This is a genomic window from Klebsiella sp. CN_Kp097 (assembly GCF_040064495.1).
In the GTDB taxonomy this organism is placed as follows: Bacteria; Pseudomonadota; Gammaproteobacteria; order Enterobacterales; family Enterobacteriaceae; genus Klebsiella; species Klebsiella aerogenes.
The window spans coordinates 75,317-90,485 of sequence record NZ_JBEAIL010000002.1; the positions used below are offsets into that span (position 1 = coordinate 75,317).

At 52.6% G+C, this 15,169-nt stretch carries 13 protein-coding genes and 2 tRNA genes; 11 read left to right on the forward strand and 4 right to left on the reverse strand.

Annotation, left to right across the window (positions count from 1 at the left end; translation table 11 throughout):
- Positions 1 to 110 precede the first annotated feature (110 nt).
- Positions 111 to 404 (reverse strand): ribosome assembly RNA-binding protein YhbY, encoded by a 294-nt coding sequence (gene yhbY, locus ABLV07_RS02530; protein WP_002918374.1) that lies wholly within the window; start codon positions 402 to 404, stop codon positions 111 to 113.
- A 123-nt stretch (positions 405 to 527) separates the two neighbouring features.
- On the opposite strand from yhbY, the gene rlmE reads away from it, so the two are divergent.
- The 7 genes from rlmE to ABLV07_RS02565 all read left to right on the forward strand — a co-directional run bounded on the left by rlmE (position 528) and on the right by ABLV07_RS02565 (position 6,922).
- Positions 528 to 1,157, forward strand: a complete 630-nt coding sequence (gene rlmE / locus ABLV07_RS02535; RefSeq protein WP_008806638.1) for a 23S rRNA (uridine(2552)-2'-O)-methyltransferase RlmE — start codon at positions 528 to 530, stop codon at positions 1,155 to 1,157.
- 99 nt (positions 1,158 to 1,256) lie between these two features.
- Complete coding sequence (ftsH, locus tag ABLV07_RS02540; protein ID WP_015369514.1) at positions 1,257 to 3,191, forward strand: ATP-dependent zinc metalloprotease FtsH; 1,935 nt, start codon at positions 1,257 to 1,259, stop codon at positions 3,189 to 3,191.
- A 354-nt stretch (positions 3,192 to 3,545) separates the two neighbouring features.
- Positions 3,546 to 4,394 (forward strand): dihydropteroate synthase, encoded by an 849-nt coding sequence (folP, locus tag ABLV07_RS02545; RefSeq protein WP_151085452.1) that lies wholly within the window; start codon positions 3,546 to 3,548, stop codon positions 4,392 to 4,394.
- Positions 4,387 to 5,724, forward strand: a complete 1,338-nt coding sequence (gene glmM / locus ABLV07_RS02550; protein WP_032712585.1) for a phosphoglucosamine mutase — start codon at positions 4,387 to 4,389, stop codon at positions 5,722 to 5,724. Before folP ends, glmM begins: the two co-directional genes overlap by 8 nt.
- Before the next feature lie 227 nt (positions 5,725 to 5,951).
- Positions 5,952 to 6,281, forward strand: coding sequence for a preprotein translocase subunit SecG (secG, locus tag ABLV07_RS02555; RefSeq protein WP_015369517.1), 330 nt, complete (start codon positions 5,952 to 5,954; stop codon positions 6,279 to 6,281).
- Positions 6,282 to 6,290: 9 nt separating this feature from the next.
- Positions 6,291 to 6,377: transfer RNA gene (locus ABLV07_RS02560), tRNA-Leu, on the forward strand.
- 149 nt (positions 6,378 to 6,526) lie between these two features.
- A complete protein-coding gene (locus tag ABLV07_RS02565; protein WP_139340788.1) occupies positions 6,527 to 6,922 on the forward strand; it encodes a hypothetical protein in 396 nt (131 codons plus the stop codon).
- Between the two features lie 38 nt (positions 6,923 to 6,960).
- Here the strand turns inward: ABLV07_RS02565 and ABLV07_RS02570 are convergent, their stop codons facing one another.
- The 3 genes from ABLV07_RS02570 to argG form a co-directional block, all read right to left on the reverse strand.
- Complete coding sequence (locus ABLV07_RS02570; RefSeq protein ID WP_045389119.1) at positions 6,961 to 7,512, reverse strand: YfaZ family outer membrane protein; 552 nt, start codon at positions 7,510 to 7,512, stop codon at positions 6,961 to 6,963.
- Positions 7,513 to 7,685: 173 nt separating this feature from the next.
- Positions 7,686 to 8,315, reverse strand: coding sequence for a winged helix-turn-helix transcriptional regulator (locus ABLV07_RS02575; RefSeq protein WP_015369520.1), 630 nt, complete (start codon positions 8,313 to 8,315; stop codon positions 7,686 to 7,688).
- Positions 8,316 to 8,485: 170 nt separating this feature from the next.
- Positions 8,486 to 9,829: an argininosuccinate synthase gene (gene argG / locus ABLV07_RS02580; protein ID WP_015369521.1), complete on the reverse strand. Its 1,344-nt coding sequence runs from the start codon at positions 9,827 to 9,829 to the stop codon at positions 8,486 to 8,488.
- Between the two features lie 306 nt (positions 9,830 to 10,135).
- Here argG and ABLV07_RS02585 point away from each other — a divergent pair.
- The 4 genes from ABLV07_RS02585 (at position 10,136) to infB (ending at position 15,101) form a co-directional block, all read left to right on the forward strand.
- A tRNA-Met gene (locus ABLV07_RS02585) sits at positions 10,136 to 10,212 on the forward strand.
- A 206-nt stretch (positions 10,213 to 10,418) separates the two neighbouring features.
- A complete protein-coding gene (gene rimP / locus ABLV07_RS02590) occupies positions 10,419 to 10,871 on the forward strand; it encodes a ribosome maturation factor RimP (RefSeq protein WP_015703598.1) in 453 nt (150 codons plus the stop codon).
- 27 nt (positions 10,872 to 10,898) lie between these two features.
- Complete coding sequence (nusA, locus tag ABLV07_RS02595; RefSeq protein ID WP_015369524.1) at positions 10,899 to 12,386, forward strand: transcription termination factor NusA; 1,488 nt, start codon at positions 10,899 to 10,901, stop codon at positions 12,384 to 12,386.
- Positions 12,387 to 12,410: 24 nt separating this feature from the next.
- Positions 12,411 to 15,101, forward strand: coding sequence for a translation initiation factor IF-2 (gene infB, locus ABLV07_RS02600; protein WP_015369525.1), 2,691 nt, complete (start codon positions 12,411 to 12,413; stop codon positions 15,099 to 15,101).
- Positions 15,102 to 15,169 lie beyond the last annotated feature (68 nt).

The window sequence follows — 15,169 nt, forward strand, 5'->3', positions numbered from 1 at the left end:
AAAAAGGCCGCATAGCGGCCTTTTATCAACGTCAGGAGCATGGCATTTTGCTCGCCTGGCCACAGAAATCCCTCGTTTTACACAATGTTGTGTCGGGATTCAGGATATTCTTAGCGTGGCAGCGAGATTTTACGCTCTGGCGTTGGGCGGTACAGAACCAGCGTTTTACCGATGACCTGTACGTTACAGGCGCCGGTTTCACGCACGATGGCTTCCACGATCAAGGCTTTAGTTTCGCGATCTTCTGAGGCGATCTTCACCTTGATGAGCTCATGGTGCCCTAACGCTTGTTCGATCTCGGCCAGTACCCCTTCGGTCAAACCATTATTGCCAAGCATAACTACCGGCTTGAGCGGATGTGCCAGACCTTTCAGGTGCTGTTTTTGTTTAGTACTCAGATTCATCGTATTTTTTTGCTTACGTTGGGATTGAAAACGGGTCATTCTACCGCCATCTCCCATATATCGCCAAACTACCGCGTCGATTTTTACGCAGTAAAGTACGATGAACCCGAATGGGAATGTTAAATGACAGGTAAAAAGCGTTCTGCCAGCTCAAGCCGCTGGCTTCAGGAACACTTTAGCGATAAATATGTTCAACAGGCACAGAAAAAGGGGTTACGTTCCCGTGCCTGGTTTAAACTTGATGAAATACAGCAAAGTGACAAGATTTTTAAGCCGGGAATGACGATAGTCGATCTCGGCGCTGCTCCCGGTGGCTGGTCGCAGTACGCGGTTACGCAGATCGGAAACAGCGGCCGCATCATCGCTTGCGATCTTTTACCAATGGATCCAATCGTCGGTGTGGACTTCCTTCAGGGCGATTTTCGTGATGAATTAGTCCTGAAAGCGTTACTTGAGCGAGTAGGCGACAGTAAAGTACAAGTTGTCATGTCCGATATGGCGCCGAATATGTGCGGAACACCGGCGGTGGATATTCCCCGGGCCATGTATCTGGTAGAACTGGCGCTTGAAATGTCTCGTGATGTATTAGCGCCAGGTGGTAGTTTTGTAGTGAAGGTGTTCCAGGGCGAAGGCTTCGATGAGTATCTTAGAGAAATTCGCTCCCTGTTTACGAAGGTCAAAGTTCGTAAGCCGGACTCTTCCCGCGCTCGTTCGCGTGAAGTGTATATTGTAGCGACCGGGCGTAAACCATAACCGGTAGATTTCAAACGAAAGTTTGAAAGACGCTGGATATAGAGTATCCTGACGCTGTTTTTAACACAGTTGTAATAAGAGGTTAATCCCTTGAGTGACATGGCGAAAAACCTAATACTCTGGCTGGTCATTGCCGTTGTGCTGATGTCAGTATTCCAGAGCTTTGGGCCCAGCGAGTCGAATGGCCGCAAGGTGGATTATTCTACCTTCCTGCAAGAGGTCAATCAGGACCAGGTTCGCGAAGCGCGTATCAACGGACGTGAGATCAACGTTACCAAGAAAGATAGTAACCGTTACACGACTTACATTCCGGTTAACGATCCGAAGCTGCTCGACAACCTGTTGACTAAAAACGTCAAAGTGGTTGGCGAACCGCCGGAAGAACCGAGCCTGCTGGCTTCCATCTTCATTTCCTGGTTCCCGATGCTTCTACTGATCGGCGTCTGGATATTCTTTATGCGTCAGATGCAGGGCGGCGGCGGAAAGGGCGCGATGTCCTTCGGCAAGAGCAAGGCCCGAATGCTGACCGAAGACCAGATCAAAACCACCTTTGCTGACGTTGCCGGTTGCGACGAAGCGAAAGAGGAAGTGGGCGAGCTGGTTGAATATCTGCGCGAACCGAGCCGTTTCCAGAAGCTGGGCGGTAAAATCCCGAAAGGCGTCCTGATGGTCGGCCCTCCGGGTACCGGTAAAACGCTGCTGGCGAAAGCTATCGCCGGCGAAGCAAAAGTGCCGTTCTTTACTATTTCCGGTTCTGACTTCGTAGAAATGTTCGTCGGTGTCGGCGCGTCTCGTGTACGCGACATGTTCGAACAAGCTAAGAAAGCAGCGCCTTGCATCATCTTCATCGATGAAATCGACGCCGTCGGTCGTCAGCGTGGTGCCGGTCTTGGCGGTGGTCACGATGAGCGTGAGCAGACCCTGAACCAGATGCTGGTTGAGATGGATGGTTTCGAAGGTAACGAAGGTATCATCGTTATCGCCGCGACTAACCGTCCGGACGTTCTGGACCCGGCATTGCTGCGTCCAGGCCGCTTCGACCGTCAGGTTGTCGTTGGTCTGCCGGATGTTCGTGGTCGTGAGCAGATCCTGAAAGTTCATATGCGTCGCGTACCGCTGGCGCCGGATATTGATGCGGCAATCATTGCCCGTGGTACTCCTGGCTTCTCCGGTGCTGACCTCGCGAACCTGGTGAACGAAGCTGCCCTGTTTGCTGCCCGTGGTAACAAACGCGTCGTTTCGATGGTTGAGTTCGAAAAAGCGAAAGACAAAATCATGATGGGTGCGGAACGTCGCTCCATGGTGATGACGGAAGCGCAGAAAGAATCGACCGCGTACCACGAAGCGGGCCACGCGATTATCGGTCGTCTGGTTCCAGAACACGATCCGGTACACAAAGTGACGATTATCCCGCGCGGCCGTGCGCTGGGTGTGACCTTCTTCCTGCCGGAAGGCGATGCTATCAGCGCCAGCCGTCAGAAACTGGAAAGTCAGATCTCCACTCTGTACGGCGGTCGTCTAGCGGAAGAGATTATCTACGGTGCTGAACATGTTTCTACCGGCGCGTCCAACGATATTAAAGTTGCGACTAACCTGGCGCGTAACATGGTCACCCAGTGGGGCTTCTCCGACAAACTCGGCCCGCTGCTGTATGCCGAAGAAGAGGGCGAAGTGTTCCTCGGACGTAGCGTCGCGAAAGCGAAGCATATGTCTGATGAAACCGCGCGTATTATCGACCAGGAAGTGAAATCGCTGATTGAGCGTAACTACGGTCGTGCTCGCCAACTGCTGAACGACAACATGGATATTCTGCACGCGATGAAAGATGCGCTCATGAAATATGAGACCATCGATGCGCCGCAGATTGACGACCTGATGGCTCGTCGTGATGTTCGTCCGCCGGCGGGTTGGGAAGAACCAGGTTCTTCTAACAACTCAGGCAACAATGGCACCCCGACGGCGCCGCGTCCGGTTGATGAGCCGCGTACGCCTAACCCGGGCAATACCATGTCGGAACAGCTGGGCGACAAATAAGTCTCCACGCTTTGCTAAAGCGCTCTGACTAATAAGGGCCGCAGCCTAATCCGCTGCGGCCCTTTTGTTTTTATGCGTCCGTTTGCAGCGGTTGGCTATGAGATCCTCTTTCGGAACATAGCTATGACGATGGCGTGCTATCGTCCATCGCGTAAAATGTTTTCGGGATGGTGGCGGCTTCAACACGCGCGGATGCGCCGTCTGTCTGATAATATTCATTTTTTGAATATTTAAACGCCGGGGCTTCATTATCCTGTTGAGGAATTGAATGATGTCACCGCCAGAATCTCTAAGATGGTGCGGGCCGAGCCCTGTCCGTACTACAACTGTACAAAACCATAGCGGAAAGAAAACATGCAATTACACGCCCAGGGGTCAACGCTCGATCTCTCCCATCCGCATGTGATGGGGATCCTTAACGTCACGCCAGATTCCTTCTCCGATGGCGGCAGTCATAATTCGTTGATAGAGGCGGTTAAGCACGCCAATCTGATGATTAACGCCGGGGCGACTATTATTGATATCGGTGGTGAATCAACCCGTCCTGGGGCGGGGGATGTCAGCGTCGAGGAAGAGCTGGCGCGGGTGATCCCGGTGGTAGAAGCGATTGCACAGCGTTTTGAAGTCTGGATCTCGGTTGATACCTCGAAAGCCGAAGTCATCCGCGAGTCCGCGCGCGCTGGCGCGCATATCATTAACGATATTCGCTCATTAACCGAGCCCGGCGCCCTGCAGGCCGCCGCGCAAACCGGGCTACCGGTGTGCCTGATGCATATGCAGGGGCAGCCGAAAACAATGCAGGAAGCGCCGAAGTACGACGATGTTTTTGCCGAGGTTGACCGTTTTTTTGCTGAACACATTGTGCGCTGCGAACAGGCGGGGATCGCAAAAGAAAAATTGTTGCTCGACCCGGGATTCGGATTCGGTAAAAATCTTTCCCATAACTATGAACTGCTTGCCCGACTTGGGGGGTTCCATCATTTTGGCCTCCCGCTGCTGGTGGGGATGTCGCGTAAGTCGATGGTGGGTCAGCTGTTGAACGTGGGGCCGTCGGAACGGCTGAGCGGCAGCTTGTCCTGCGCAGTCATTGCTGCAATGCAGGGCGCGCAGATAATTCGCGTCCATGATGTCAAAGAAACGGTAGAAGCGCTGCGCGTGGTGGAAGCCACCCTGGCCGCTAAGGAAAATAAACGTTATGAGTAACCGCAAATATTTTGGCACCGATGGTATTCGTGGCCGCGTTGGCGACGCGCCTATTACGCCTGAGTTCGTGCTGAAGCTGGGTTGGGCGGCAGGTAAAGTGCTGGCGCGCCATGGTTCACGTAAAATCATTATCGGCAAAGACACGCGAATTTCTGGCTATATGCTGGAATCCGCGCTGGAAGCTGGCCTGGCGGCTGCGGGGTTGTCCGCCTCGTTTACCGGCCCTATGCCGACGCCGGCAATCGCCTATCTGACCCGCGCCTTCCGCGCTGAAGCGGGAATCGTCATCTCTGCCTCTCATAACCCTTTCTATGACAACGGTATTAAATTCTTCTCTATCGAAGGCACTAAGCTTCCGGATGACGTCGAAGAAGCGATTGAAGCAGAGATGGAAAAAGAGCTGACCTGCGTTGATTCCGCTGAGCTTGGGAAAGCCAGCCGTATCGTCGATGCCGCCGGCCGTTATATTGAGTTTTGCAAAGGCACCTTCCCGAATGAGCTGAGCCTCGGCTCGCTGAAGGTGGTGGTGGATTGCGCCCACGGCGCGACTTACCACATTGCGCCAAATGTATTCCGCGAATTGGGCGCGCAGGTTATCGCGATGGGCTGTGAACCTGATGGGCTGAACATTAACGAAGAGGTCGGCGCAACCGACGTACGCGCGCTGCAGGCTCGCGTGCTGGCGGAAAAAGCCGATCTGGGTATTGCCTATGACGGTGATGGCGATCGCGTCATTATGGTTGACCATGAAGGCAACAAAGTCGATGGCGATCAGATCCTCTATATTATCGCCCGTGAAGGCCTGCGCCAGGGCCAGCTGCGCGGCGGCGCAGTCGGCACGCTGATGAGCAACATGGGGCTTGAGCTGGCGCTGAAGCAGCTTGGCATTCCGTTTACCCGCGCGAAAGTGGGTGACCGTTACGTGCTGGAAAAACTGCAGGAAAAAGGCTGGCGCATTGGCGCGGAAAACTCCGGCCATGTGATTCTGCTGGACAAAACCACCACCGGCGATGGCATTGTCGCCAGCCTGCAGGTCGTGGCGGCGATGGTGCGCAATCATATGAGCCTGCACGATCTGTGCAGCGGAATGAAAATGTTCCCGCAGATTCTGGTCAACGTGCGCTTTACCGAAGGCAGCGGCAATCCGCTGGAGCATGAAAGTGTGAAAGCGGTGACTGCCGAAGTAGAAGCTGCGCTGGGGAATCGTGGACGCGTGTTGCTGCGTAAATCCGGTACTGAACCGCTGATCCGCGTGATGGTTGAAGGCGAGCATGAAGCGCAGGTGAAGGAATTTGCCCACCGTATCGCCGATGCGGTTAAAAGCGTATAACTATCGCAGCTAAGTGATTAAAAAGGCGGCTCTTGCTGCCTTTTTAAGCATATAAAAACGCTTTTTGCTGTTTTTTTCCGCAGTTGATACAATACGCCAAAATTGCCCTTGCGAAGGTTATTCGCTTTGGTTAGTATTCACACCCGCTTCAGTGGGAAATATTAAAACGTCCCGCTTTATTGGTGAAGCACTTGGTATGCGGCGAATCCGCAAGGAACAGGTTGATTATGTACGAAGCTCTTTTAGTAATTTTCCTTATTGTAGCGATTGCCCTTGTTGGCCTGATCATGCTGCAGCAAGGTAAAGGCGCTGACATGGGAGCCTCCTTCGGAGCAGGCGCTTCTGGCACGTTGTTTGGTTCTAGCGGTTCTGGTAACTTCATGACCCGTATGACCGGCATTCTGGCCGCGCTGTTCTTCATCATCAGTCTGGCGCTGGGTAATATCAACAGTAACAAGACCAATAAAGGAAGCGAGTGGGATAATCTGAGTGCGCCGAAGTCTGAGCAGACTCAGCCAACCGCACCGGCTCAGCCGGCCAGCGATATCCCGCACTAAGTATTCTGTACCGAGGTGGTGGAATTGGTAGACACGCTACCTTGAGGTGGTAGTGCCCTAACGGGCTTGTGGGTTCGAGTCCCATCCTCGGTACCAATTTTCCAGAGAAAAGACGCTGAAAAGCGTCTTTTTTTGTTTTTGTTCCCTCTATGCGTTGTTTATTTATAAACAACACTCCGCTGGTTTTGATCCCCGAGAAATCGCTAAAGTCGCCCTCATCAATTTTGACGAGGTTCAGTGACGCCATGCGTACTTTAAAAGTAGTTATCATTGCCGGTATATTGGGCCTGGCCGGATGCAGCAGTCATTCGTCGCCAGAAACAGTAGACACATTGAATACCCTGCAGGTGCCGGTTATAAATAATTCCGCGGCCGCGCCGGAATCATCAACGGTCGTTAACTATTTTCAGGATAACAGCCTGCTTATCAGCAAGTTAAGCCAGTCACTCAAAAGCAACTATTTACAGGATGTAGATAAACGGGATGTCTTTGATAAAGATAGCGAGGCGTATCAGGTTTACGGGGCGTTAACCAAACTTGAGCAAATGGCTTCGATGAACGACGTCTACCGTAAAGAGAACAATATTGCGGGCTTGCAGGAAATTAATAAACTGCTGAAAACCATACCATCTCTTGCATAAAAAGAGGGATTGCCGGCAGGCAATCCCGTTTGCCGCGCTTAGAAACGGAAATTGAAACCTGCATAGGCGCCATCCGCCAGGACGTTATCGCGGTGGTCATGTTTCCCCGCCATATCAATGTAGCGATAGCCCGCTTCGATGCTCATGGATTTGATGATATTGACGCGTAAGCCGGCATTGGCTTCGAGGTATTCATCAACGCCGCTGGACATGGAATCCGGGGAATAATAAGCCTCACCGAACAAGGTAAAGAAATCGCCAAGCGGTAGTTGAGCGCCGCCGCCGAGGGCAATCGCATAGCCTTCATCGCCATCGTTCGGATTCAGATATACCGCTTTACCGCCGGCCGTCAGCAGGAACGGACCGAGATCAAAGTTATAACCCATGCCCAATCCCACTGTATCGCCATCGTTATCGCTATGCGCCCAGTTACCGTTAAAGGTCATTCCGGGAGCCTGCGGGTTAAAGCTGGCTGATAAATTGGTGAATTCTGAACCGGCTTCACCGTGAAGATTAACGGAAGCGAAGGCGGCGCTGCTGGCGCTCAGGGTCGCGATAAGCAGGATGGATTTCAATCTGAACATGCTCATTATTCATATTCCTTCGGGTAAAAAAATGCCCGATACGAGCGCTCGGGCAAAATTAACGGGTTTCTGGTTTAATAGTTATGTGCAGAATAGAAGCATTTATCGCCCGCCGTTACCGTTTATATGTTTAATTTTAAACAATGGCCAAGGGCGATAAGTTGCTGGTCAAGCGGGGACTAAAACTTCTCAGGCAGGGAGGTGATACTCTGTAAATAACCACCGCGGGCAAACTCGATATAGCCGCCCTTTTTCAACGCTGATAACACATTCAGAATACTGCTGCGCGACAAATGTGTGCGGTCCTGAATATATTCCAGCATGGATACCCGCGAGCGGGTCTCTTCAGGAAGCAGTAACATTTCCATTAAATGATTACGAATGACCGAATAAGTCCGCTGTTGTAATACTAAATCGTCGCGATACACCAAATAAGAGGTGTGGTAAGCCAGCAGCCGGGTGACCTCTTCCCACATGTTATGCTCACTGAAGAGTTGCATGGCTTTATCGCTGTCAATCCGCAGGATCTCCGTATCGACTTCCGCACGAAGGCCGTGGCTACGGCTGGGCTGCAGCATTTCGGCTACGCCAAACAGGTGCGGCTCATAGACGGTGACCATGAGTAATCTGTCCGATGAGCGAAAAATGGATAGCTCACCTTTCTTAAACAGATAGAGCTGGATTTTGCCTTTATATTCCCAGCTAAGCCTTTTCCTTGCGACCATATTTATTGGCGTGGCATGCGGTTCCAGCAACGACATCAGACGATTGATCGCGTCTTGCGGCCGAACGGGAGGTTTAATATTCATTGCGATCCTCTCGGTATAAGAGTACAGGTATTCGATAAATTATAGATGGTGATTATTAAAAATAGTGATGTCATAAACTATAACGATAAAGCAGAGTTGTTATTTAGGATTTATTGCGGAAATAAAAAAGCCGGCGGGTTAGCGCCGGCTGGAGAGTTTGGCTTCGCGGTTTATTTATCGCGATTTTCCAGGTTTTCAACCTGTGGCAGACCGGTGGCGGAAGACGCGCTGAGTAGCCCGGATTGGGCATAGCCGAATAGCTTCTCACGGGTATCGGTAATGTCCAGGTTGCGCATGGTCAGCTGGCCGATACGATCTTCAGCGGTAAACATGGAATCGCCTTTTTCCATGGTCAGACGCTCTGCTTTATAGGTCAGGTTGTCTGACACGGTATTCAGGATTGAGTAGTCGTTGCCGCGACGCAGTTCCAGAGTCACTTCGCCGGTGATCTGACTGGCGACCCAACGCTGCAGCGAATCGCGCAGCATCAGCGCCTGGGAATCGAACCAGCGACCCTGATAGAGCAGGCGACCCAACTGACGGCCATGAGCATGATATTGCTCAATGGTATCTTCGTTGTGGATACCAGTCAGCAGGCGCTCGTAGGCGATATGCAGCAGTGCCATCCCCGGAGCTTCATAGATGCCACGGCTTTTCGCTTCGATGATGCGGTTTTCAATCTGATCGCTCATGCCCAGACCGTGGCGACCGCCGATGCGGTTAGCTTCCAGCATCAGTTCGACGTCATCGCTGAACGTTTTGCCATTCAGCGCAACCGGATGACCCTGTTCAAAACGCACGGTCACTTCTTCAGCGGCGATTTTTACGCTTTCATCCCAGAACTTCACACCCATAATCGGGTTGACGATTTTCACGCTGGAATTAAGGAATTCGAGATCTTTTGCTTCGTGCGTCGCGCCCAGCATGTTGGAATCGGTGGAATAGGCTTTCTCGACAGACATTTTGTAGTCGAATCCGCAGGCTATCATAAACTCGGACATTTCATGACGGCCGCCCAGTTCATCAATGAAATCGCTATCCAGCCACGGCTTGTAGATCTGAAGTTCCGCATTGGTCAGCAGGCCGTAGCGATAAAAACGCTCGATATCGTTGCCTTTATAGGTGCTACCGTCGCCCCAGATGTTGACGCCATCTTCTTTCATTGCGGCAACCAGCATGGTGCCGGTCACGGCTCGGCCCAGCGGCGTGGTGTTGAAATAGGTTAAGCCGCCGGTGGTGTTATGGAATGCGCCGCACTGAATCGCTGCGATGCCTTCCGCCACCAGTTGTTTACGGCAATCAATCAGACGAGCGCCTTCTGCGCCATACTCTTTCGCACGACGCGGAATGGCCTCGTAGTCGTCTTCGTCAGGCTGGCCCAGGTTCGCGGTATATGCATAAGGAACCGCGCCTTTTTTACGCATCCACAGCAGGGCGGCGCTGGTATCCAGCCCACCGGAGAAAGCAATACCAATACGTTGACCAACCGGGAGATGCTTAAGAATCGTCGTCATAAAATAAAACCCTGCTAGATAGACTGTGGTGAGTTCGACTCAACAACAAATTTGCATTTTTATGCACTAATTGTGAGTTTTCATTTAATCATCTTTTGCTGGCGACAGGAAGAGCCTGATGGTGATTTTGCTAAAAAAGCCTGAAATGCCAGCATAAACGGCAAGCGGGTGGTGTAAAATGGATGTTGACAAAATATATGATTTATCGATACAATTCACCACGATTTTATGTCCCGTCCTCGGTACCAAATCCCAGCAGTATTTGCGTCTTTTACTCAGAAAGAGTAAAATATGCCACGTTTCAGGCGCGGGGTGGAGCAGCCTGGTAGCTCGTCGGGCTCATAACCCGAAGGTCGTCGGTTCAAATCCGGCCCCCGCAACCACTTTCCCATTAAGTACTTTTTCAAATATACTGTGAGGACTAGGTCCTTCGTAGCCGGATTTGAAAGAATTCTTCTGGAAGGTGTTCCAGATCGCAATTGCGGTCTCAGGGTTCAGTTATCTAAAGCCCCGATTTATCGGGGTTTTTTGTTATCTGACTTCAGAATAACTGGGCTATACGCCCTTTTTTTATGTCTTGGGGGTGGGTTTGTCCACATTAGAGCAAAAATTAACAGAGATGCTCACTGCGCCAGTTGAAGCGCTTGGCTTTGAGCTGGTCGGCATCGAATTTATTCGCGGTCGCACATCCACACTGCGCATCTATATTGATAGTGAAGATGGCATCAATGTTGATGATTGTGCTGATGTGAGCCACCAGGTCAGTGCTGTCATGGATGTCGAAGATCCAATCACCGTCGCTTACAACCTGGAAGTCTCTTCGCCTGGTCTCGACCGTCCGATGTTTACTGCTGAACACTATCAACGTTTCACCGGTGAAGAAGTTTCGCTGGTGCTGCGTATGGCGGTACAGAACCGTCGTAAATGGCAGGGCATTATCAAAGCGGTAGACGGTGAGATGATCACGGTAACCGTCGAAGGCAAAGATGAAGTGTTCGCGCTGAGTAACATCCAGAAGGCGAACCTGGTTCCCCACTTTTAACAGTCTGGATTGAGGTGAAAGGCCCCGATGAACAAAGAAATTTTGGCTGTTGTTGAAGCCGTTTCCAACGAAAAAGCGCTGCCGCGCGAGAAGATTTTCGAAGCGTTGGAAAGCGCTCTGGCAACGGCGACCAAGAAAAAATACGAACAAGAGATCGACGTTCGCGTAGAAATCGACCGTAAAAGCGGTGATTTCGACACCTTCCGTCGCTGGCTGGTGGTTGAAGAGGTCACTCAACCGACTCGCGAGATCACGCTGGAAGCCGCGCGTTACGAAGATGAAAGCATGAACGTCGGCGACTACGTTGAAGATCAGATTGAATCTGTCACCTTCGACCGTATCACCACGCAGACCGCTAAACAGGTTATCGTACAGAAAGTACGTGAAGCTGAGCGCGCGATGGTTGTCGATCAGTTCCGCGAGCACGAAGGCGAGATCATCACCGGCGTGGTGAAAAAAGTAAACCGTGACAACATCACTCTGGATCTGGGCAGCAACGCTGAAGCCGTGATCCTGCGTGAAGATATGCTGCCGCGTGAAAACTTCCGTCCGGGCGACCGTATTCGCGGCGTACTGTACGCCGTTCGTCCGGAAGCGCGCGGCGCGCAACTGTTCGTGACTCGCTCCAAACCGGAGATGCTGGTCGAACTGTTCCGCATTGAAGTGCCGGAAATTGGCGAAGAAGTGCTGGAAATCAAAGCCGCGGCCCGCGATCCGGGTTCTCGTGCGAAAATCGCCGTGAAAACCAATGACAAGCGTATCGACCCGGTTGGCGCTTGCGTAGGTATGCGCGGTGCGCGCGTTCAGGCGGTTTCTACCGAGCTTGGCGGCGAGCGCATCGATATCGTCTTGTGGGATGATAACCCGGCGCAGTTCGTGATTAACGCCATGGCGCCGGCTGACGTCGCGTCCATCGTGGTGGATGAAGATAAACACACCATGGACATCGCGGTAGAAGCGGGCAACCTGGCGCAGGCGATCGGCCGTAACGGCCAGAACGTCCGCCTGGCATCACAGCTCAGCGGCTGGGAACTCAACGTCATGACCGTTGATGACCTGCAGGCTAAGCACCAGGCTGAAGCCCATGCCGCTATCGATACCTTCACCAAATATCTCGATATTGATGAAGATTTCGCAACCGTACTGGTTGAAGAGGGCTTCTCCTCGCTGGAAGAACTGGCCTATGTGCCGATGAAAGAACTGCTGGAAATCGACGGCCTTGACGAAGCGACCGTTGAAGCACTTCGTGAGCGTGCGAAAAACGCACTGACTACACTGGCGCTGGCTCAGGAAGAAAGCCTGGGAGACAACAAACCTGCCGACGATTTACTGAATCTGGAAGGTTTGGACCGTGCTCTGGCGTTTAAGCTGGCTGCCCGTGGTGTTTGTACGCTGGAAGATCTCGCCGAACAGGGCGTTGATGACCTGGCTGATATCGAAGGTATGACCGACGAGAAAGCTGGTGAACTCATCATGGCTGCTCGCAACATTTGTTGGTTCGGCGACGAAGCGTAATAAACTGTAGCAGGAAGGAACAGCATGACAGATGTGACTATTAAAGCGCTGGCCTCAGAAATTCAGACCTCTGTGGATCGCCTGATACAGCAATTTGCTGATGCAGGTATTCGCAAATCGGCTGATGATTCTGTGACCGCGCAAGAGAAGCAAACCTTGTTAACGCACCTGAACCGTGAACACGGCTCGGCGCCTGACAAGCTGACGTTGCAGCGTAAAACGCGCAGCACGTTGAATATTCCAGGTACCGGTGGAAAGAGTAAATCGGTACAAATCGAAGTCCGCAAGAAACGCACCTTTGTGAAACGCGATCCGCAAGAGGCTGAACGCCTGGCCGCGGAAGAGCAGGCGCAGCGTGAAGCGGAAGAGCAAGCCCGTCGTGAAGCTGAAGAAGCAGCTAAGCGCGAGGCGCAATTAAAAGCTGAACGTGAGGCCGCAGAACAAGCTAAACGTGAAGTCGCTGAAAAAGCGAAACGTGAAGCCGCGGAAAAAGACAAAGTGAGCAATCAACATACCGACGAAATGACCAAGACCGCCCAGGCTGAAAAGACCCGCCGTGAGAACGAAGCAGCGGAGCTGAAGCGCAAATCGGAAGAAGAAGCACGCCGCAAACTTGAAGAAGAAGCGCGCCGTGTAGCGGAAGAAGCACGCCGTATGGCTGAAGAAAATGAAAAAAACTGGAGTGAAACTCCGGAAACCCCAGAAGAAACGACCGACTATCACGTAACCACGTCTCAGCATGCGCGTCAGGCTGAAGATGATAACGATCGTGAAGTTGAAGGCGGTCGCGGCCGTGGCCGTAACAGCAAAGCTGCTCGCCCGGCGAAGAAAGGCAACAAACACGCTGAATCGAAAGCTGACCGTGAAGAAGCCCGTGCGGCCGTTCGCGGCGGTAAAGGCGGCAAACATCGCAAAGGTTCTTCTCTGCAGCAGGGCTTCCAGAAGCCGGCTCAGGCCGTTAACCGCGATGTTGTGATCGGCGAAACCATCACCGTTGGCGAGCTGGCCAACAAAATGGCGGTCAAAGGTTCTCAGGTCATCAAAGCGATGATGAAACTGGGCGCGATGGCGACCATCAACCAGGTCATCGACCAGGAAACCGCTCAGCTGGTTGCCGAAGAGATGGGCCACAAAGTTATCCTGCGTCGTGAAAACGAGCTGGAAGAAGCAGTAATGAGCGACCGTGACACCGGCGCTGCGGCAGAACCGCGCGCACCGGTAGTGACCATCATGGGTCACGTTGACCACGGTAAAACCTCTCTGCTGGACTACATTCGTTCTACTAAGGTCGCCTCCGGCGAAGCGGGTGGTATTACCCAGCACATCGGCGCATACCACGTAGAAACTGACAACGGCATGATCACCTTCCTGGACACCCCGGGCCACGCCGCGTTTACCTCCATGCGTGCTCGTGGTGCGCAGGCGACGGATATCGTGGTTCTGGTGGTGGCGGCAGACGACGGCGTGATGCCGCAGACTGTGGAAGCTATCCAGCACGCCAAAGCGGCGCAGGTGCCGGTAGTGGTTGCAGTGAACAAGATCGATAAGCCGGAAGCGGATATGGATCGCGTGAAGAACGAACTCTCCCAGTACGGCGTGATGCCGGAAGAGTGGGGCGGCGAAGCGCAGTTCATCCCAGTATCGGCGAAAGTTGGTACCGGTATCGACGACCTGCTGAACGCTATCCTGCTGCAGGCTGAAGTTCTCGAACTGAAAGCGGTACGTAACGGTATGGCGAGCGGTGCGGTTATCGAATCCTTCCTGGATAAAGGTCGTGGTCCGGTAGCTACCGTTCTGGTTCGCGAAGGTACTCTGCACAAGGGCGATATCGTACTGTGTGGCTTTGAATATGGCCGCGTACGTGCGATGCGTGACGAACTGGGTCGCGAAGTGCTGGAAGCGGGTCCGTCCATTCCGGTGGAAATCCTCGGTCTGTCCGGCGTTCCGGCTGCGGGTGATGAAGTTACCGTCGTTCGTGACGAGAAAAAAGCGCGTGAGGTTGCGCTGTATCGTCAGGGCAAATTCCGTGAAGTTAAACTGGCTCGCCAGCAGAAATCTAAACTGGAAAACATGTTCGCTAACATGACCGAAGGCGAAGTTCACGAAGTGAACATCGTGCTGAAAGCGGACGTGCAGGGTTCTGTCGAAGCGATTTCCGATTCCTTGCTGAAACTGTCTACCGACGAAGTGAAAGTGAAGATCATCGGTTCCGGCGTAGGTGGTATCACCGAAACCGACGCGACCCTGGCTGCCGCTTCCAACGCGATTCTGGTTGGCTTCAACGTTCGTGCCGATGCTTCCGCACGTAAAGTTATCGAGTCAGAAAGCCTGGATCTGCGTTACTACTCCGTCATCTATAACCTGATCGACGAAGTGAAAGCGGCGATGAGCGGTATGCTGTCTCCGGAACTGAAACAGCAGATCATTGGTCTGGCTGAAGTGCGTGATGTCTTCAAATCGCCGAAATTCGGCGCCATCGCGGGCTGTATGGTTACCGAAGGTACGATTAAACGTCACAACCCAATTCGCGTACTGCGCGACAACGTGGTTATCTATGAAGGCGAGCTGGAATCCCTGCGCCGCTTCAAAGATGACGTTAACGAAGTTCGTAACGGTATGGAATGTGGTATCGGCGTGAAGAACTACAACGACGTTCGCGTTGGCGATATGATCGAAGTGTTCGAAATCATCGAAATCCAGCGTAGCATCGATTAATCGTCAGATAGCTAAGCGTAGGCCGGGTAAGCGAAGCGCCACCCGGCAATAATTTTAAAAAGGGGCTT